Source organism: Micromonospora sp. NRRL B-16802 (assembly GCF_001279555.1).
Lineage (GTDB): Bacteria > Actinomycetota > Actinomycetes > Mycobacteriales > Micromonosporaceae > Micromonospora > Micromonospora profundi.
In genome coordinates, this window is record NZ_LGEB01000053.1 from 492,566 (window position 1) to 511,502 (window position 18,937).

16 protein-coding genes are annotated in these 18,937 nt (G+C 72.9%); 9 read left to right on the plus strand and 7 right to left on the minus strand.

The window, feature by feature from the left end:
- The first annotated feature begins 94 nt into the window (after positions 1 to 94).
- The 8 genes from ADK66_RS12610 (at position 95) to ADK66_RS12645 (ending at position 9,802) form a co-directional block, all read left to right on the plus strand.
- Complete coding sequence (locus ADK66_RS12610) at positions 95 to 700, plus strand: TetR/AcrR family transcriptional regulator (RefSeq protein ID WP_053654827.1); 606 nt, start codon at positions 95 to 97, stop codon at positions 698 to 700.
- 37 nt (positions 701 to 737) lie between these two features.
- A complete protein-coding gene (locus tag ADK66_RS12615; protein ID WP_053654829.1) occupies positions 738 to 1,535 on the plus strand; it encodes a TIGR03084 family metal-binding protein in 798 nt (265 codons plus the stop codon).
- A 56-nt stretch (positions 1,536 to 1,591) separates the two neighbouring features.
- A complete protein-coding gene (locus ADK66_RS12620; protein WP_231640019.1) occupies positions 1,592 to 3,250 on the plus strand; it encodes an acyclic terpene utilization AtuA family protein in 1,659 nt (552 codons plus the stop codon).
- On the plus strand, positions 3,247 to 4,443 hold the full coding sequence (locus ADK66_RS12625; RefSeq protein ID WP_053654831.1) for an acyl-CoA dehydrogenase family protein: 1,197 nt from the start codon (positions 3,247 to 3,249) through the stop codon (positions 4,441 to 4,443). Before ADK66_RS12620 ends, ADK66_RS12625 begins: the two co-directional genes overlap by 4 nt.
- The gene (locus ADK66_RS12630; RefSeq protein WP_053654833.1) at positions 4,440 to 6,041 is read left to right on the plus strand and encodes an acyl-CoA carboxylase subunit beta; all 1,602 of its coding nucleotides are present in this window, start codon (positions 4,440 to 4,442) and stop codon (positions 6,039 to 6,041) included. The genes ADK66_RS12625 and ADK66_RS12630 overlap by 4 nt, the downstream gene beginning before the upstream one ends.
- A gap of 70 nt (positions 6,042 to 6,111) precedes the next feature.
- Positions 6,112 to 8,127 carry a biotin carboxylase N-terminal domain-containing protein gene (locus ADK66_RS12635; protein ID WP_053654835.1) on the plus strand — a complete coding sequence of 672 codons (2,016 nt, stop codon included), beginning with the start codon at positions 6,112 to 6,114 and terminating at the stop codon, positions 8,125 to 8,127.
- Positions 8,124 to 9,287: an acyl-CoA dehydrogenase family protein gene (locus ADK66_RS12640; RefSeq protein WP_053654837.1), complete on the plus strand. Its 1,164-nt coding sequence runs from the start codon at positions 8,124 to 8,126 to the stop codon at positions 9,285 to 9,287. Before ADK66_RS12635 ends, ADK66_RS12640 begins: the two co-directional genes overlap by 4 nt.
- A 179-nt stretch (positions 9,288 to 9,466) precedes the next feature.
- Positions 9,467 to 9,802, plus strand: coding sequence for a hypothetical protein (locus ADK66_RS12645; protein WP_053654839.1), 336 nt, complete (start codon positions 9,467 to 9,469; stop codon positions 9,800 to 9,802).
- Here ADK66_RS12645 and ADK66_RS12650 read toward each other — a convergent pair.
- The 7 genes from ADK66_RS12650 to ADK66_RS12675 form a co-directional block, all read right to left on the minus strand.
- Positions 9,789 to 11,318 carry a serine/threonine-protein kinase gene (locus ADK66_RS12650; protein ID WP_053654841.1) on the minus strand — a complete coding sequence of 510 codons (1,530 nt, stop codon included), beginning with the start codon at positions 11,316 to 11,318 and terminating at the stop codon, positions 9,789 to 9,791. The two genes, ADK66_RS12645 and ADK66_RS12650, sit on opposite strands and share 14 nt — an antisense overlap.
- Positions 11,319 to 11,348: 30 nt before the next feature.
- The gene (locus ADK66_RS12655) at positions 11,349 to 11,783 is read right to left on the minus strand and encodes a hypothetical protein (RefSeq protein ID WP_053654843.1); all 435 of its coding nucleotides are present in this window, start codon (positions 11,781 to 11,783) and stop codon (positions 11,349 to 11,351) included.
- Positions 11,784 to 11,908: 125 nt separating this feature from the next.
- Complete coding sequence (locus ADK66_RS12660) at positions 11,909 to 15,532, minus strand: adenylate/guanylate cyclase domain-containing protein (protein WP_053654845.1); 3,624 nt, start codon at positions 15,530 to 15,532, stop codon at positions 11,909 to 11,911.
- Positions 15,529 to 16,368 (minus strand): MBL fold metallo-hydrolase, encoded by an 840-nt coding sequence (locus ADK66_RS12665; RefSeq protein ID WP_053654847.1) that lies wholly within the window; start codon positions 16,366 to 16,368, stop codon positions 15,529 to 15,531. Before ADK66_RS12665 ends, ADK66_RS12660 begins: the two co-directional genes overlap by 4 nt.
- A 114-nt stretch (positions 16,369 to 16,482) precedes the next feature.
- Positions 16,483 to 16,944, minus strand: a complete 462-nt coding sequence (locus tag ADK66_RS12670; protein WP_053654849.1) for a RidA family protein — start codon at positions 16,942 to 16,944, stop codon at positions 16,483 to 16,485.
- A gap of 55 nt (positions 16,945 to 16,999) precedes the next feature.
- On the minus strand, positions 17,000 to 17,155 hold the full coding sequence (locus tag ADK66_RS31865; protein WP_007466198.1) for a DUF4177 domain-containing protein: 156 nt from the start codon (positions 17,153 to 17,155) through the stop codon (positions 17,000 to 17,002).
- A 44-nt stretch (positions 17,156 to 17,199) separates the two neighbouring features.
- On the minus strand, positions 17,200 to 17,682 hold the full coding sequence (locus ADK66_RS12675) for a hypothetical protein (protein WP_053654851.1): 483 nt from the start codon (positions 17,680 to 17,682) through the stop codon (positions 17,200 to 17,202).
- Positions 17,683 to 18,237: 555 nt separating this feature from the next.
- Here ADK66_RS12675 and ADK66_RS12680 point away from each other — a divergent pair.
- Entirely contained in the window at positions 18,238 to 18,921 is a 684-nt protein-coding gene (locus ADK66_RS12680) for a hypothetical protein (protein WP_369814786.1), read from the plus strand.
- Positions 18,922 to 18,937: the final 16 nt, after the last annotated feature.

Below are 18,937 nucleotides of genomic sequence, written 5' to 3' on the forward strand. Positions count from 1 at the left end.
CCGCTCCGCCCCGCTCCGCCCCGCTCCGCCCACGCCGAGCGCCACAAAAAAGTCAGTCTTGACTGTTTGTTTCTGAGCCGGCAGGCTGTGCCGCATGTCAGCCGCATCGACGCGCGTCCCGCAGCAGGAGCGCAGTCGCGCCACCCAGGCCCGTCTGCTGGAGGCGACAGTCGACTGCCTGATCGAGCACGGCTGGTCCGGCACCACGACCACCGTCGTCGCCGCCCGGGCCGGTGTCTCACGAGGCGCGCAGCTGCACCACTACCCCACGAAGGCAGCCCTGGTCACGGCCGCTGTCGCCCACCTCGCCGAACGCCGGGCCGACGAGTTGCGCACCGAGGCGGAGGCCCTGCCCGCCGGCCCGCAGCGGCTGGACCGGGTGATCGATCTGCTCGCCGCCGCGTTCACCGGGCCGCTCTTCGTGGCCGCGCTCGAACTCTGGGTCGCCGCCCGTACCGACCGGGAGCTTCGCGACGCCCTGATGCCGCTGGAGGCGATGGTCGGCCGGGAGATGCACAGGCTCACCGTTTCGCTGCTCGGCGTCGACGAGCGCCGACCCGGCGTCCGGGAGGCGGTGCAGGCCACCCTCGACCTGCTCCGCGGGCTCGGCGTGGCAAACCTGCTCAGCGACGACTCGGCCCGCCGCACCGCGCTCCTCGTCACCTGGAAGCGCCAGCTCGCCACCCTGCTCACGCCCTGACCACCGGCCGCACCGGCCCGCACCGACCGGAGGCACAATGGTCGACCTCACCGACCTGCTCGCGGATCTCGCCGACGAGTCCGCCCACCTGGACGCCCTGGTGGCCCCGCTGCCGGCTGTCGACTGGGCACGCCCGACCCCGGCGCCCGGCTGGAGCATCGGCCACCAGATCGCCCACCTCGCCTGGACCGACCACGTGGCGGTGTTGGCAGCCACCGACGCCGAGGCGTTCTACGCGACGGTGATGAACGCTCCGGACCCGTCCCGCCTGGTCGACGACGGCGCGGAGGAGTTCCTCGCGCCGCCCGCCGACCTGCTCGCCCGCTGGAGGGCCGGCCGAGCTGCGCTCGCCGACGCGCTCGCGGCGGTCCCGGCCGGCGAGAAACTGCCGTGGTACGGCACCCGGATGTCGGCCACCTCCATGGCGACCGCCCGGATCATGGAGACCTGGGCGCACGGCGAGGACGTGGCCGACGCGCTCGGTGTGGTCCGCCCCGCCTCCGACCGGCTCCGGCACGTGGCACACCTCGGTGTGCGTACCCTCGGGCACGGTTTTGCCGCCCAGGGCCGACAGGTGCCGACGGCGCCGGTCCGGGTCGAGTTGGCCGGCCCCGGCGGCGACACGTGGGTCTGGGGTCCGGCGGACGCCTCCGATCGGCTGACCGGTCCCGCTCGGGACTTCTGCCTGCTTGTCACCCAGCGTCGGCACCGCGCGGATCTCGCCCTGCTGGCGACCGGCCCGGTCGCCGACGAGTGGCTCGACGTGGCGCAGGCATTCGCAGGCCCGCCCGGCGCCGGTCGCGAGCCGGCCGGCCGGAACGGAGCCGCCGCGTGATCCGCATCGGCAACGCCTCGGGCTTCTACGGCGACCGGTTCGCCGCCTGGCAGGAGATGATCGACGGCGGCGACCTGGACGTGCTGACCGGCGACTACCTGGCCGAGCTGACAATGCTCATCCTCGGCCGTGACCGGATGCGCGACCCCGACCTGGGGTACGCGAAGACCTTCCTTCGCCAGTTGGAGACCTGCCTCGGCACGGCCCTCGACCGGGGAGTGCGGATCGTGACGAACGCCGGCGGGCTGAACCCGGCCGGCCTGGCCGCCGCAGTCGAAGCCCTCGCCGGTCGGCTGGGCGTGCCGGTGCGCGTCGGGTACGTCGAGGGCGACGCGCTCCAGCGGCCCGACGCGCTGACCGCGAACGCCTACCTCGGCGCGTTCGGGATCGCCGCCTGCCTCGACGCCGGGGCGGACGTCGTGGTCACCGGTCGGGTGACCGACGCGTCGCTTGTGGTCGGTCCGGCCATCGCCCGGTACGGGTGGGGTCGCGACGCCTTCGACGAGCTGGCCGGGGCGACCGTCGCGGGGCACCTCCTGGAGTGTGGCGCGCAGGTCACCGGCGGCAACTTCAGCTTCTTCACCGAACTGCCCGACGGCGCTCGCCGGCCCGGTTTCCCGATCGCCGAGGTGCACCCGGACGGCTCGGCGGTGCTCACGAAGCACCTGGGCACCGGCGGTGCGGTCACTGTGGAGACGGTCACCGCACAGCTGCTCTACGAGGTGGGCGGGCCGGCGTACCTGGGGCCGGACGTCGTCACCCGACTGGACTCGGTGACGCTGAGCCCCGACGGGCCGGACCGGGTCCGCATCTCCGGCGTCCGGGGCACTCCGCCGCCGGCGACGCTGAAGGTGGGCGTCAACAACCTCGGTGGCTTCCGCAACTCGATGACCTTCGTCCTCTGTGGGCTGGACATCGAGGCCAAGGCGGCACTGGTCCGAGGTCAGATGGTGGAGGCGGTGGGCAAGGAAGGGCTGGAGTTCACACTGGCCCGGACCGACCACCCGGACGCCGTCGACACGGAGGCGGCAAGCGCCCTGCTCCACGTACACCTGCGCGACACCGACCGGACGCGGGCCGGGCGGGCTTTCTCGGCCGCCGCCGTGGAGTTGGCACTGGCGTCGTACCCGGGCTGCACGTTGACCACCCTGCCGGGCGACGCGACGCCGTACGGCGTCTTCACCGCCGACACCGTCCCGCAGGACGAGGTGTCGCACGTGGCGGTGCTGCCAGGAGGCGAGCGGGTGCCGATCGCTCCCCCGAGCCACACCGTCCCCGCGCCGCCCCCGGATGGGGAGGCTTCGCCGGGCGACGCGGCGGCGGCCGACGCGGTGACGGGCCACGGCCCGACCCGCCGCGGCGCGCTCGGAGAGCTGGTCGGCGCCCGCTCCGGAGACAAGGGCGGCGACGCCAATCTGGGTGTCTGGGCACGCTCCGACGACGGGTACGCGTGGCTGCGCGGCTGGCTGACCGTCGAGCGGCTTGCGGAACTGCTTCCGGAGACGGCGTCGCTTGTGGTGCGGCGGTACGAGCTGCCGAACCTCCGTGCCGTCAACTTCGTGATCGAGGGCCTGCTCGGAGCGGGTGTGGCCGCGTCCACCCGGTTCGACCCGCAGGCCAAGGCGCTCGGTGAGCTGCTGCGCTCCCGGCTCGTCGACCTGCCGGCGGGCGTGCCGACCGGTCCCCCGGCAGCGGACAGGGAGACGGCGGCATGAGCATCGTGGACACCCCGGAGCGGCGGCAACTGCGCGAGCTGACCCGGTCCTTCGTGACCCGGGAGGTGCTGCCGCACCTGGACGACTGGGAGAAGGCCGGCGAGGTGCCGAGGGCGCTGCACGCCAGCGCCGCGAAGCTCGGACTGCTCGGCATCGGCTTTCCCGAGTCGGTCGGCGGCAGCGGCGGTGACCTGCTCGACTCGATCATCGTGACCGAGGAGGTGATCCGCTCCGGCGGGTCGTCCGGCCTGATCGCGGCCCTGTTCACACACGGCATCGCGCTGCCGCACATGGTGGCGGCGGCGGGCGTGGGCATCGGCGGCTCGCTTGGCGGCATGCTCGGCGGCACCTCGACGCCCGGCGACGACGACCTCGTCCAGCGGTACGTCCGGCCCACGCTGGCCGGCACGATGATCGGGGCGTTGGCGATCACCGAGCCGGACGGCGGTTCGGACGTGGCGGGCATCCGCACCACGGCCCGCCGCGACGGCGACCACTACGTGGTGAACGGGTCGAAGACGTACATCACCAGCGGGCATCGGGCCGACTTCGTGACGACTGCTGTCTGCACCGGTTTCCCCGGCAGCGGCTCGATCTCCCTGCTGGTCATCGACAAGGACAGCCCCGGGTTCACTGTCGGACGTCGGCTGGAGAAGCTGGGCTGGCACTGCTCGGACACGGCTGAGCTGTCGTTCGTCGACGTACGGGTGCCGGTGGCGAACCGGATCGGCGAGGAGGGCACCGGCTTCCTGGCGATCATGCAGAACTTCGCCGCGGAGCGGCTTTCGCTCGCCACCCAGGCGTACGCCACAGCGCAGCGCTGCGTCGAGCTGGCCGTGCGCTGGTGCCGCGACCGGGAGACCTTCGGGCGTCCGCTGGCCAGCCGGCAGGTGGTCCGGCACCGGCTGGCCGAGATGCACACCCGTGCCGAGGCGGCGCGGGCGTACGTGCACGAGGTCGCGGTCCGGGTGGCGGCCGGCGAGCCGGTGGTGACCGAGGTGGCGATGGCCAAGAACGTGGCGGTGGCCGCCTGCGACCAGGTCGTCGACCAGGCGTTGCAGCTGCACGGAGGGTTCGGCTACATGCGTGACGCCGAGGTGGAGCGGCACTACCGCGACGCCCGGCTCCTCGGTATCGGCGGCGGTGCCACCGAGATCATGAATGAGATCATCGTGAAGGGGATGGGCCTGTGACCACACTGGACACCTCGGTCGACCCGTCAGCGCCCGGCTTCGTGGCGAACCGGGCAGCGCTGCTGGAGCGGCTCGCCGAGTTGGACGCGGCGCTGGACCAGGCCCGCGGGGGCGGTGGCGAGAAGTACGTGACCCGGCACCACAAGCGGGGCAAGCTGCTGGCCCGGGAGCGCATCGAGCTGCTGCTCGACGCGGACAGCCCGTTTCTGGAGCTGTCGCCGGTGGCGGCGTACGGCACTGACTTTCCGGTGGGCGCCAGCGTGGTGACCGGCATCGGCGTGGTCGAGGGCGTGGAGTGCCTGATCGTTGCCAACGACCCGACGGTACGCGGTGGCGCGGTCAACCCGTGGTCGCTCGCCAAGACCCGGCGGGCCGGCGAGATCGCACTGGCCAACCGGCTGCCGATGGTCAACCTTGTCGAGTCGGCCGGTGCGGACCTACCGACCCAGGCGGAGATCTTCATTCCGGGCGGGCGGGTGTTCCGCGACCTGACCCGGCTCTCCGCGGCGAAGATCCCCACTGTCAGCGTGGTCTTCGGCAACGCCACTGCGGGTGGCGCGTACGTGCCTGGGATGTCCGATCACGTGATCATGATTCGGGACCGGTCGCAGGTCTACCTGGCCGGGCCGCCGCTGGTGAAGATGGCCACGGGTGAGGTCACCGACGACGAGTCGCTTGGCGGCGCGGCCATGCACGCCGGCACGTCCGGGCTTGCCGATCATCTGGCCTCCGACGAGCGGGACGGCATCCGGTTGGCCCGACAGTGCGTACGCCGGCTCAACTGGCACAAGTCGGGTCCGTCGCCGCGTACGGCTGTGCCGCAGCCACCGAAGTACGACCCGGAGGAGCTGCTCGGCATCGCCAGCGCCGACCTGAAGGTGCCGTTCGATCCCCGCGAGGTGCTGGCCCGGATCCTCGACGGCAGCGACTTCGACGAGTTCAAGCCGACGTACGGGGACGCGCTTGTCACCGGCTGGGGTGAGCTGCACGGCTACCCGGTGGGTGTGCTCGCCAACGCCCGGGGTGTGCTGTTCAGCGAGGAGGCGCAGAAGGCGGCGCAGTTCATCCAGCTCGCGAACACCTCGAACACCCCGCTGATCTTCCTGCAGAACACCACCGGCTACATGGTGGGCACTGAGTACGAGCAGCGCGGCATCATCAAGCACGGCGCGCTGATGATCAACGCGGTGTCCAACTCGACGGTGCCGCACCTGACGGTGAACCTCGGCGCGTCGTACGGGGCCGGCAACTACGGCATGTGCGGTCGCGCGTACGACCCGAGGTTCCTGTTCACCTGGCCGAACGCCAAGTCGGCGGTGATGGGTCCGGCGCAGCTCGCGGGTGTGCTCTCGATCGTGGCCCGGCAGGCCGCTGCCGCGCGGGGGCGTGACTACGACGAGGAATCCGACGCGGCGATGCGGATGATGGTCGAGCAGCAGATCGAGTCGCAGTCCGGCGCGCTGTTCCTCTCCGGCCGGCTCTACGACGACGGGGTGATCGACCCGCGCGACACCCGTACCGTCCTCGGGCTCTGCCTCTCGGCGATCCACAGTGCACCGGTGAAGGGCGCCGACGGCTTCGGCGTCTTCCGGATGTAGCCCCCGTGAGCACGAGGAACGCAGCGAACCGCAATCCCGCACCGGCGAACGAGAGGCAGGCTCAGCCAACATGATCAACCGATTGCTCGTCGCCAACCGGGGGGAGATCACCCGCCGGGTCTTCGCGACCTGCCGGGCGCTCGGCGTGGAGACGGTCGCCGTGCACTCGGACGCGGACGCCGACGCGCCGTTCGTCGCCGAGGCCGACCAGGCGGTCCGGCTGCCCGGTGACACGCCGTCCGAGACGTACCTGCGGGTCGATCTGATCCTGGACGCGGCCCGGCGCAGCGGCGCGGACGCAGTCCACCCAGGTTATGGATTTCTGGCCGAGAACGCCGAGTTCGCGGCGGCGGTGACGGACGCGGGGCTGACCTGGGTCGGCCCGCCGGCCAAGGTGATCGCGGCCATGGGCGACAAGTTGGCGGCGAAGTCGCTGCTCGCCGAGGCGGGCGTGCCGATGCTGCCGAGCTGGACCGACGCCGCCGACGTCACCGACTTTCCGGTGCTGGTGAAGGCGTCCGCCGGTGGCGGCGGCCGGGGCATGCGGATCGTCCGGGACACCGCCGGGCTGGCCGAGGCCGTGGCGTCCGCGCGCCGCGAGGCGGCTGCGGCGTTCGGCGACGGCACTGTCTTCATCGAGCGGTACGTCGAGCGCGGCCGGCACGTCGAGGTGCAGATCTTCGGTGACACGCACGGGACGGTGGCAGCGCTCGGTGTGCGGGAGTGCTCGATCCAGCGCCGACACCAGAAGATCGTCGAGGAGGCACCGGGAGTCATCCCCGAGGACGTGCGGGAGCGCCTGCACGAGGCGGCGGTGGCGGCGGGCCGGGCTGTCGACTACGTGGGCGCCGGCACCGTCGAGTTCCTGCTGGCGCCGGACGGGGCGATCTACTTCCTGGAGATGAACACCCGGCTCCAGGTCGAGCACCCGGTCACCGAGCTGACCGCCGCCGGTGGGCTGGACCTGGTCCGGCTGCAACTGCTTGTCGCCGAGGGCGCAGCGTTGCCGGAGGAGGCCAGGTCTCCGTCCGCGCGGGGCTGCGCCATCGAGGTACGCCTCTGCGCCGAGGAACCCGCTCAGGGTTTCCGCCCGGCGACGGGTGTCCTGCACCGCTTCGCCGTACCCGGTGTCGACTGCGAGTTCGGCGGTCTTCAGCGGGCGGGTCTGCGGCTCGACTCGGGTGTGGTAAACGGTTCCGTGGTCGGCGTCCACTACGACTCCATGCTGGCGAAGCTTGTCGCCTGGGCACCCACCCGCGCCGAGGCGGCCCGGGCTCTCGCGGGCGCGCTCGCGCGGGCCGAGTTGCACGGGGTGGCCACGAACCGGGATCTGCTGGTCCGCGTGCTGCGCAGCCCCGAGTTCGGCGCGGCGGACATCGACACCGGGTTCCTGGACCGGCACCCGGAGGTGTTCACGGCGCTGCTTCCCGCCGACCGTCTGCCGCTTGCCGCGCTGGCTGCGGCGCTCGCATCGGCAGCTGGGCGCCGCGCGGGCGCGACGGTGCTGGCCGGGCTGCCGTCGGGCTGGCGCAACGTGGCGGCCGTCCCGCAGGTCGCCCGGTTCACCGGGCCGGACGGCGAGATCGAGGTCCGCTACCGGCTGGACCGCCGGGGCGGGCTCGCCGAATGGTCAACCGATCCCGCCGACACCGACCCTCCCGCTGTGGCGCTGGTGGAGGCCACCCCGGACCGGGTGGTGCTCGACGTCGACGGGGTGCGGCGCGCGTACCGCGTACACCGGGTGCTGTCGGAGGTCTTCGTGGACGGCCCCGACGGGTCGGCGAGCCTGACCGAGCTGCCGCGTTTCCCGCTGCCCACGGCGCAGCTGGCGGCCGGGTCGCTGCTCGCGCCGCTGCCCGGCGCGGTGACCCAGGTGCACGTCGAGGTCGGCCAGCGGGTCGCGGCCGGCGACCTGCTGCTCACGCTGGAAGCGATGAAGCTCGAACATCCCGTGCTCGCCCCGACCGACGGTGTCGTCGCCGAACTGCCGGTGCCCGCCGGCGGTCAGGTGCGCACCGGTGCCGTGCTGGCTGTCATCGACGGCGTCGACCCCGCGCCGTCGAACCCCGAGGAGGACCCCCGATGAGCTTCGACCTCACCCCCGAGCAGGACCAGCTGCGCGACGCCGTGCGGGCGTTGGGCCGCCGCTACGGCCACGGCTACTTCGTCGAGAAGGCAAAGGCCGGCGAGCACACCACCGAGCTGTGGGCCGAGGCCGGCCAGCTCGGCTACCTGGGGGTCAACATCCCCACCGAGTACGGCGGTGGGGGCGGCGGCATCACCGAGCTGGCAATCGTCTGTGAGGAGTTGGCGGCGGCCGGTTGCCCGCTGCTGCTGCTCGTGGTGTCCCCCGCCATCGCGGCCACGGTGATCAACCGGCACGGCACCGAGGAGCAGCGCAAGCGGCACCTGCCCGGCCTCGCCGACGGCTCCGAGAAGATCGTCTTCGCGATCACCGAGCCGGAGGCCGGCTCGAACTTCCACAGGCTCGCCACTGTGGCCCGCCGCGACGGCGACGACTGGCTGCTCTCCGGCCGCAAGTGCTACATCTCCGGGGTGGACGAGGCCGGCCACGTCCTGGTGGTGGCCCGCACCGAGGATTCGTCCACAGGCAAGCTCAAGCCCACGCTGTTCCTCGTGCCCACCGACGCGCCCGGGCTGACCCGCTCCAAACTGGACATGGAGATCCTGTCTCCGGAGAACCAGTTCCTGCTCTACCTGGACGACGTGCGGCTGCCCGCCGACGCGCTGGTCGGCGGATCGCTGGACGCCGGGCTGCCGGCGCTCTTCGCCGGGCTCAACCCGGAGCGGATCACGGTGGCCGCGATGGGTGCCGGCACCGGCCGGTACGCCATCGAACGGGCCACCGACTACACCGCGACCCGCAAGGTGTGGGGCGGCCGGACCATCGGCTCGCACCAGGGCGTGTCGCACCCGCTGGCGCACGCGGCGGTGCAGGTGGAACTGGCCCGCCTGATGATCCAGAAGGCGGCCACCCTGTACGACGCCGGCCGTGACCTGGAGGCGGGCGTGTCCGGCAACATGGCCAAGTACGCCGCCGGAGAGGCCGCAGCGCTCGCCGTGGACACCGCCGTCCAGGCACTCGGCGGGGCCGGCATGACCACCGAGTACGGGGTGGCGACCCTGCTCGGCGCCGTCCGGGCGGGTCGTATCGCTCCGGTCAGCCGGGAGATGATCCTCAACTTCGTGGCCCAGCACGTCCTGGGCCAGGACAAGTCCTACTAGATCAACGGACGCGGCGAGGCGCGGGCCGGCTTCGGCACGGCGAGTGGGGCACCGGGAGTAGCGACCCGGGCCCGCTACGTGTCGACTCGGCCCGCCCATCTCGGGCCAAGCGGCCAAAATCGGCGCGGCGGAACGCCCTCTCCGGTTGACAGCCGGCCAGGTCACGGCATGCTTGGGGGGTGAATCGACTGGCCAGGCCCGACCCGCGGATAGTAGCGGCGATCGCCGCGCTGGGCGCCCTCGTTCTGCTGGTCCTGCTGGTCGTGTGGCGCCGCCAGGATCTCCTCGGCGTGGTCCTCGCGCTGCTCGTCGTGCTGCTGACAATCATCGCCGGTGTGGCCGTGTCCGCCGCCCGGCAGCACGACGAGCCGGAGCCGCCGGACCGGTCGGCCGGGCCCCCGGAGTTGATGCCGTACGGGATCGACGCCGACACTCTCGACGCCCTGGACAGCCGGGCCGCGTTGCGCGCGGTGCGGGACCGACGCGGGACACCCAGCGGCTTCAGCGACCGGTGAGTGTGGGGCCGGCGAGCGCGTCGACGCCCCGCCCGGCCAGGCACCGGTAGGTCCGGTCGACACTGCCGTCCACCGGCGGTAGCACCTCCAGGCGCCATCCGGTCGCCTCGTTGATCCCGGTGGTCACACGGAAGGTCGTCGTGCCGCAGACCTGCCGGACCGGCTCGGCGGCGATCACCTCCTGGTAGGGCGCGCCCACGAGCGACACCGGCAGGATCCCCTCGGCGTACGTCTCCCAGGTATGCCGGGAATCGCAGGGGACCCGGACGGCCTCGGCGCGGTCGCCGCGGATCCGCATGGGGCCGAAGCACTCCAGTTGGGGCAGGCACCGGGCACCGCTGGGCAGGGCCGCCGGCGCACCTGCACCCGTCGTGCAGCCGGGCAGCGCGCCGGTCGCCGGGGCACCGGCCTGGCTGACCTGGGGAGACGGGCTGGGCGGCGGGGCGCTGCTGGCCACCCACGCCCCGGTGGTCGCCGAGGCGGCGAGCGCGAGCACTCCCGCGCCGCCGAGGAACCAGCGTCGCCGCCAGCGCCGGCTGTCGGGGGTCGTCGGTTGGGTTTCCTCGACCGGCGGCCGAGGTACCGGCTGGCCGGCGACGTACGGGCCGGGCCGGGCCGCGCCGCCGCTGATCGGGCCACCACTGATCGGGCTCCCGCTGATCGGGGCGCCACTGACCGGCTTCGGCGGGGAGCCGAACGGCAGGTGGGTGAGCAGGTCGTGCAGTTCGAGCGCGGAGGGCCGCTCGGCCGGGTCGTTGGCCATGCCGGCGCGCAGCACCTCGATCAGCTCGTCAGGTACGCCGGGCAGGCTGGGGACCTGCTGGTTGAACATCTCCAGCACGGTGACCAGGCTCGGGTTGCGCTCGGACTGCCAGCGGGGCGGCCGACCGTGCATCACCGCGTAGAGGGTGGCGCAGAGCGCGTACACGTCGACGGCCGGCGACGGCGGGCTGTGGCTGAACATCTCCGGTGGCGCGTACGCCGGGGTGAGCACCTCCAGGGTGACTGTGGGGTCCCGGTGTTCCGCGAGAACGGCCAGCCCGAAGTCGGCGAGCACCGCCGAGTTGAAGTGCGAGTAGAGGATGTTCGCCGGCTTGACGTCGCGGTGCAGCACCCCGGCCGCGTGCGAGTGGGCCAGCGCGTCGGCGATCTTGATGCCGAGATCGCGAGCCTCCACCGGGCCGAGCGGCGAGGTACGCATCCGCTCGGCGTACGACCCGTCGCACAGTTCCATGATCAGGTAGGGGTGCTGGTCGACGGTGACCCCGACATCGAAGAGGTCCACCACGTGCGGATGGGACGACATCCGCCCGGCGGCCCGCGCCTCGCGCAGGAACCGGGCCTGGTCGCGCTCGCTGTCGAGCGTGCGGTTCTCCACCTTGACGGCGACCTCACGCCCCACCGAGATCTGGGTGGCCTGGTAGACGGTCGCGTATCCGCCCCGGGCAAAAACCCGCAAATCAGTCAAGCCGGGCACGATCGGCACCCGCGAACGGCCGGTCGGGGTGTCGGTCACTGCTCGAAAATACCCAACCCGGCCGGAGGCTCAGCGCGCCGCGTCAGCCGAAGCGGCACCGGATGCACTTCGGCGGGCGTCGACGCGCAGGCCGATCGCGGTGGCCAGTGCACCCAGGCCCTCCCATGCGGCAACCCCGAAGAACCGGTCCGGGGCGATGTCGGAGAGCACGGCGATGGTGAACACCGTGAAGGTGACCAGCCGGAACACCACAGTGAAGCGGTAGAACACCCGCCACTCGGTGACAGTGGCGAGCAGGTAGTAGACGCCCATGTTGAACGACGCCATCGAGGACGCCAGCAGGAACGTGCCCGTGTGGTCGCCGGCCGCACGAGTCGACGGCACCTCCAGCCCGAGCAGGCCCAGCAGCGCCTCCGGCCAGATCAGCCCGACCGCACCCATCAGCAGCGCCAGCACACCGAAGACAGCGATGGTCCAGCCCGCGATGGAACGCGGCAACTTCATGATGGCCCTCCCCGGCACGGCGACGGTCACCCACTGTGGACCGGCGCACGGTGGTGACACGCTAGCCGGTCGCTCCGACAACCACATCCCCGGAACCGCCAAAACCGGACGGGAAGCAGCGATGGCTAGACCTGGGCGGCGATTTCGGCACGCAGGGCATCGGCGGCGGCGCGTTCACTGCGCTGCTCGGTGGCGTACGCCAGGCGGACCGCCTCGTCCGCGCAGGAGAGCGCCTCCACCTGCCGACCGCAGGCCGCCAGCGCCTCGGCCAGCACGCTGGCCGCGATCACCTGGCTGCGGACGTCCTCGGCAGGCACCGTCACCGCACGCTGCGCCCAGTCCAACGCCTGCTCCCGCTGACCGTGGGCGAGCAGCGCCGACGCGTACCGGGCCATCGTCTGACGGCGGGAGAACAGCAGCGACGGCGCGTTCGCGGCGGTGGTCGCCACGGGAGCGAGAAGCCCGACAGCGGTCGCCGGGTCGCCAGCGGCCAGCCGGGCGGTGGCAAGCAGCACCCGGGGCGCGACCTGCGCCGGCGCCTGCGGGTTGTGCGGTTCGACGGCCGTCAGCACCCCACGCGCCGCCTGCTCGGCGGTCTCCCAGTCCCCCATGTCCAGTGCCACGAACCCCCGCAACGTGCCGGCCATCCCGGTGAGCAGCGGGTGCGAGGTCCGTTCGGCGTCCGCCAGGGCGTCGGTGAGCAGATCGGCCGCGTGTTCCGGCTCGCCCAGGCCCCGCGCCACCACGGCCCGGACCACAAGCGCGAACCCGCGACCCCAGTCGTCGGAGGCGGCGGCGAACTCGCGGTACGCCCGGCGTGCCCCCTGGTCCGCCTCGGCCAGCTCACCCAGCTCGGCAGTGGCGTACGCCGCGACCGCCCGCAGGGTGCCCACCGCCCACGCCTCGCCGACCCGCTCGCCGAAGGGCAGGAACACCTGTGCCATGCGACACGCCTCGCGCAGCCTTCCGGCAAGCAGCCGGGCGAACGCCGTGGTGCCCCGCAGCCAGGCCCGGCCGTACGGGTCCTTCAGCTCGGCGAACAACCGGGCGGCCCGGCCGAGCACGGCGTCGGTGCCGGCGAAGTCGCCCCGGGTGGTGGTCACCCACGCCAGGTTCTGCAAGGACCATGCCTGCCCGCGCCGGTCCTGGGCGCCGAGACTGACCTGGTACGCGGCGGCCAGCCGGCTGCTCGCCTGACTCAACCGCCCGCCCACGAAGTCGGCCATGCCGAGCCGGCGCATCGCGGACGCGCGCAGCGTGGGCAGCGCAGCGGCAGTGGCCACCTGCAGCGCCTCCTGCCAGGCAGTCACCGCCCGTCCCTGGTCACCGAGGGTCTGCTGGGCCTGCCCGGCGAGCAGCAGGGCGCTGACCCGGGTGGCCTCGTCCCCGGCGTTCGCGGCGATCTTCTCGGCGTAGGCGAGCGCGTCGACGGCCCGACCGATCTGGAGCAGCGCCCGGGCGTGCACCACCCGATCGGTCGCCGGCACGCCGTCGCGGGCCAGTTCGGTGGCGCGTTCGGCGTACTCCACGGCGAGCGCGGGCTCCCCGGCGGACAGCGACCGGCGGGCGGCCCGACCGAGCGCGGCGACCCCGAGCGGGGCCACGGCGCGGGCCGGGGCGTCCGGGCGCAGCTTCACCGCGTCGGCGAGCCTGGCGGCCCGCTCGACGTGCATCGCCACGAAGTCGTCCCGGGCCTCGTCGGTGAACCCGCCCAGGGTGGGTACCGCGGCGTCGCTTCCGGGTGCCGCCCACTGGGCAAGCGCGGCGTGCCGCTCAGCCAGCTCCGCCTTGCTCACACCTGCGTACGCGGCCTCCCGCATGAGCGGGGTGGCAAACGCGTAGCCGGTGCGGGTGCGGTGCAGCATCCGGCGTTGCAGCAGCTCCTCCACCGCCCGGTCGAGCTCGACAGCGACCACGGCCGAGGGCCGCCCGTCGCGGCCGGCGCGCTGGTCGAGCAGCGCCTCCAGCGCGCCCTCGGGCACCGTGTCACCGACCACAGCGGCATCCCGCAGCACCGAACGGGCACCCGGTGGCAGCGCGTCGATACGGGCGGCGAGCACCGCCGCGAGGTCACGGGACAGCAGCCGGCTGCCCAGCGAACCGGGCACCAGCCGCCAGCTCGCCGTCGAGCCCTGATCCCGCTCGCCCGGGGCGGGCCGGACACCGCGACCCGGTTCGACAGTCGTGAGGGCACCGCGCTCGATCAGCAGGGTGACCAGCTCGGCAAGGTAGAACGGGTTGCCCTGGGCGGTGGCCAGCAGCCGGTCGGCGTCGGCCTGCGGCAGTTTCCCGCCGCCGAGATAGCTGGTGAGCAACCGGGCCGCGTCGGCTCCGCGCAGCGGCGGCAGGGAGTGCACCTCGGCGTCCGCGACGCGGGTCAGAGCGCCTGCGGTACGGACCAGCTCGGGGCGGCCCAGCAGCAGCACGAGGACCGGGCCGGTGAGGCGGGACAGGGCCAGCCCGAGAGCGCGGATCGTCTCGGCGGTGGCGTCGTGCAGGTCGTCCACCACGATCACCAGCGGCGCCTCCGAGGCGAGGCCGCTGAGCAGGTCGGCGACGGCGTTCGGCACCGCCTCGGCGTCGGCGGCCGCGGCAGCGGCACTGCCCCACTCGCCGTTGTCGGTGCCGGTGTGCGTGGGGAGTTCGGCATAGCCGAGCAGTGCGAGCAGTTGGTCGGTGACGATCGGCGGTTGTTGGGCGCCGGCTCGGGCGAGCCGCTGGCCGAGCCGACGCAGCCGCTCCTCGACCGCCGGACGGGTAAGCGCTGTGGACGCGTCACTGGGCAGGCCGACGGCGGCGCGGACCAGGTCGGCGAGCGGCGCGAGCCGGCGGCGCTCACCGAAGGCGGCGCAGCGCACCGAGAGCACCCGCGCGCCGGTGTGCGCCGCGTACCTGCCGGCACCCACGTCGTATCCGGCGGCGAGGCGTTCGACCTCGGCGGCGAACCGGGACTTGCCGATGCCCGCCTCGGCAGTCATCAGCAGCACCCGGGGGTCGCCCTGGTCGATCACCTCGGCGAGCCGGCCGGCGACCCGGCCGATCTCGGTCTCCCGGCCCACGTAGGGCGCCTCGTCACCGAGACCCGAGCGGGTGCCCGGCGCGTCGAGCAGACCCAGCAGCTCGTACGCCTCGACGGGCTCACGCTTGCCCTTGAGCCGCAGCGGGCGCAGCGCCCGCCAGGAGGCGACGTGGCGGGTGGTGGCGGCGGTACGCCCACCGGCGTAGACGGCACCGACAGCGGCGGCGTCGGCCAGCCGGGCGGCGGTGTTCACCGTGTCGCCGATGACCGTGTACTCGATCGCGGCCTGGATGCCTGCGATGACGTCACCGGTGTTCAGCCCGACCCGCAGCCCGAGCGGCGCACCACCGCCCCGCTCGTCGTCGAGCACGCGGCGGACGGCCCGCTGCATGGAGAGGGCGGCCCGGACGGCTCGCTCGGCGTCGTCCTCGTGTGCCACCGGAGCACCGAAGACCGCCATGATCCCGTCGCCGGTCAGCTTGTCGACGTGCCCGCCGAACGTCTTCACCGCCCCCGCGAGGGAGGCGAGCACCCGGTCGGTGACCGCGCCGACCCGCTCCGGGTCGAGGTCCTCCGACCAGGAGGTGAATTCGGACAGGTCGCCGAAGAGCACCGTGACCACCCGACGCTCGGCCGCCGGCAACGTCGCGGCGGCCGGCAGCGCGGCTCCGCAGTTGTGGCAGAACCGCGCGCCGGGAACGGCGACAGTTCCACACACGGGGCAGGTCACATGTGCTCCAACCCACTGACCCCCGGCTCGGATTCCCCGGTGTCGACACCCAGATACTCCAGCTGGGCACGGACCGACCAGCCGGCAGCCCACCAGAGCGAGCGGTCCACGTCCGCGTAGACCGCGGCGACCACGTCGTCGGGCGTGCGGGCGCCAGCGGCGACCGCCTCCCGGACCTGGTCGAGCCGGGCCCGCCGGTGGGCAAGGTAGAAATCGGCCGCCGCGCCGCAGTCGGCGAGCGCCGGGCCGTGCCCGGGCAGTGCCGTGATTCCCCGGTACGTCGACAGCAACTCCAGGCTGCCCAGATAGTTGCCGAGGTGCCCGTCCGGGTGCGCCACCACCGTGGTGCCCCGGCCGAGGATGGTGTCGCCGGTGAGCACCACCTGCTCGTCGGCGTGCTCCACGAGGAAGCAGACCGAGTCGGCAGTGTGCCCGGGGGTGCTCAGCAGGCGAATGTCGAGGCCGAAACCGCCCAGGTGCTCGGCCGGCTCGGTGAGGGGTTCACCGCCGATGGTGTGCGCCGGGTCGACGGCCAGGACGTGTGCCGACCCGCCGAGGAGTTCGCTAAGCGGGGCCGAGCCCTCGGTGTGGTCCGGGTGCCCGTGGGTGATCAGCACGAGCCCGATGGGGCCGGTGGCGGCGATCGCGGCCAGGTGTCCCTCGTCGGCCGGCCCGGGATCGATCACCACTGCCGGCTCGGTGGGGGCCGCTCGCAGCACCCACGTGTTGGTGCCGTCGAGGGTCATCGGCCCCGGATTGGGCGCACGCAGCAGCGTCACCCAGTCCGGCAGCTCAGCGGCGAGTGCCGCCGCCGGTGCCGTCACGTGCCCGCTCATGGCTGCGATCGTACGACCCCGCCCGCCACCCTCCGCGATCTTGCACTTTCGGACCCTGATTCGTCCCTTTTCAGGACTTTGATCCGGGCAGCAAGTGCAAGATCGCGGGGCGGGTCAGGCGACCTCGACGATCAGCTCTACCTCTACCGGGGCGTCCAGGGGGAGTTCAGCCACGCCTACCGCGCTGCGGGCGTGGCGACCGGCCTCACCGAAGACGGTGCCGAGCAGGTCGGAAGCACCGTTGATCACGGCGGGCTGGCCGGTGAAGCCGGGCGCGGAGGCCACGAAACCGGTCACCTTGACCACCTTGACCACGTTCTCCAGGCCGACGAGCGAGTCGACGGCGGCCAGCGCGTTGAGCGCGCACCGCTGGGCCAGGTCCTTGGCCTGCTCGGCCGAGATCCCGGCGCCGACCTTGCCGGTCGCCAGCAACTTGCCCTCGGAGATCGGCAGCTGGCCGGAGACGTACACGTGCTGCCCGGACTGAACGGCCGGCACGTAGCTGGCCACCGGCGGCACCACCTCGGGAAGTTCGAGCCCCAACTCGGCGAGCTTCGCGTGCGGGCCGTTGCTCATGCCGTCACCCCTCTGTTCGCGACTGCGGGGCTCCGCTGCGCTGCACTCCTCGCGCTCACGCCTTGGGCCGCTTCAGGTAGGCCACCAGCTGGTCCGGGTTCGGGCCGGGGACCACGGCGACGAGTTCCCACCCGTCCTCACCCCAGTTGTCGAGGATCTGCTTGGTCGCGTGGACAAGCAGCGGGACCGTGGAGTATTCCCACTTCTGCATCGCTGGAGGGCTCCCTCTCGGTGCGGACGGCGTCGAGGTACAGCCTACGGTCCGCTTGCCGGGCGAGGTGCGGGGCGCTGTTCGGGGGGTGCCGGCAGCTCCCCGCAGGGGCCTTCGTGCCCGTACCCCTGGGGGCACCGCGACCGGTCGGGTTGCAGGAGGTCGCAGAAGACGCGGTGCCTGTTGTTCTGGTCGTCGGCGTTCGACACGGTGGTCTCGCCGGCGTCCAACTCCGGCAGGAAGCCCAGGGAGACGGCCACGCGACCGGCAAGTGCTGTCGCCGCCGACAGGTCGGCCACCCGGATCGGCAGGTGGATGACGAAGCCCGGCTCGTCGTCGTCCCGCCGCTCGACGGGCCGGCTCGGCGTGCGCACCACCTCGGGCGGCTCCGGAACCCGACGGTACGACCGCTCGTTGACCGGCAGGCTGCCGAACGGTCCACCGGCAGCCTCGCCCATCGACCCGGATCGGCGCAGCCGGTCGTTGGCCGGGAACTGGGTGCGAGGGATGTTGTCCGCGTCGCGCATGTACTTCCTCCGGTGGTACCTCTCGGGTCACGCCTCCGGCCGGCCCGGCCATCTCCGGCCCCCGCACCTGGACGAACGTAGGTGTGTGGCGGCGGTCCCGCCAACAGGACGCGCACATCAGCCCCGAAAGTCACATATACGACAGATCGTATGCAGTAGCCCAACGGTGGCCGCCCTGTCGCCCCACTGGCCGACTCCGCGCTCCGCGCGGCGCGATACGGGCGACACCAACTCGGGGATCGACCGCTACCCTTCCCGTCGGACGGTCGCGAGCAGCGCCCGGCCGCCCGCTCGATCACGCTCGGCGCCCGGGGTGGCGGCCGGGCGCCGCACACTCGGGGGAACGAGATGACCCAACCGCCCAGCGGTGACCAGACCGGCCCGCGCGCCCTCCCGGCGGGCCACCCGGATCCCGCCGGTCAACCCGGCGATCCAGCCGTCCCCCCACAGCCCGGCGCACCGACAGCGCCCGACCAGCAGGCCGGCAGCGCGCAGCCGGGCAGCACCTCGCAGCCCGGTCCGCTCGCTCTTCCCGCCCAGCCCTCCCCGGCGGCGCTGCCCGCGTCGGCGGGTCTCCCCGGCCAGCCCGACAGCGCCAGCCAGCCCGCGAGCGCCCCGCCGTTCGGAAGCGCCCCGCCGTTCGGCAATGCCCCCTCGTTCGGCAATGCCCCCTCGTTCGGCAGCCCGACGGGCGACCCGGCGACGCAGGCACCAGGCGCCGTCGGGACCGGGACTCCGGGGGCGATCCCGCCGCCCCCGCCCGGCTACCCGCCGTACCCGGGGGCGGCCGAGCCGAAGAAGAAGCGTGGCCTGCTGATCGCGGCCATCGCTCTCGTCGTGATCATGGTGCTCTGCGTGGGTGGCGGCGTGGTGACGTTCCTGACCCTGCGCAACGCCGAATCCGGCGAGGGCGCCAAGGAGCCGGCGGTCGCCGTCGACGAGTTCCTCACCGCTGTCTACAAGGATCGCGACGCCACCAAGGCGGCCAACCGCGTCTGCGCCGCATCCCGGGACGACAAGAAGATCGCCGCGAAGGTGGCCGAGGTGCAGAAGTACACGGCCGAATACCAGAACCCGCGCTTCAAGTGGACCGCCCCGAAGGTCGACAACCAGACCGGTGACCGGGCGACCGTCTCCACCCGCGTCACAATGACCACCGCCGACGAGAAGGTGGCCGACCAGGACCTGCGCTTCACTGTGGTGCAGAAGACGGGTTGGTGGGTCTGCGAGGTCGCCTGACCCCCGAGCCTGGATA

Coding starts and splice junctions, on each gene's coding strand:
- ADK66_RS12610 (WP_053654827.1), top strand. CDS start 95: ATGTCAGCCGCATCGACGCGCGTCCCGCAGCAGGAGCGCAGTCGCGCC.
- ADK66_RS12615 (WP_053654829.1), top strand. CDS start 738: ATGGTCGACCTCACCGACCTGCTCGCGGATCTCGCCGACGAGTCCGCC.
- ADK66_RS12620 (WP_231640019.1), top strand. CDS start 1,592: ATGATCGACGGCGGCGACCTGGACGTGCTGACCGGCGACTACCTGGCC.
- ADK66_RS12625 (WP_053654831.1), top strand. CDS start 3,247: ATGAGCATCGTGGACACCCCGGAGCGGCGGCAACTGCGCGAGCTGACC.
- ADK66_RS12635 (WP_053654835.1), top strand. CDS start 6,112: ATGATCAACCGATTGCTCGTCGCCAACCGGGGGGAGATCACCCGCCGG.
- ADK66_RS12640 (WP_053654837.1), top strand. CDS start 8,124: ATGAGCTTCGACCTCACCCCCGAGCAGGACCAGCTGCGCGACGCCGTG.
- ADK66_RS12655 (WP_053654843.1), bottom strand. CDS start 11,783: ATGAAGTTGCCGCGTTCCATCGCGGGCTGGACCATCGCTGTCTTCGGT.
- ADK66_RS12665 (WP_053654847.1), bottom strand. CDS start 16,368: ATGAGCGGGCACGTGACGGCACCGGCGGCGGCACTCGCCGCTGAGCTG.
- ADK66_RS12670 (WP_053654849.1), bottom strand. CDS start 16,944: ATGAGCAACGGCCCGCACGCGAAGCTCGCCGAGTTGGGGCTCGAACTT.
- ADK66_RS31865 (WP_007466198.1), bottom strand. CDS start 17,155: ATGCAGAAGTGGGAATACTCCACGGTCCCGCTGCTTGTCCACGCGACC.
- ADK66_RS12675 (WP_053654851.1), bottom strand. CDS start 17,682: ATGCGCGACGCGGACAACATCCCTCGCACCCAGTTCCCGGCCAACGAC.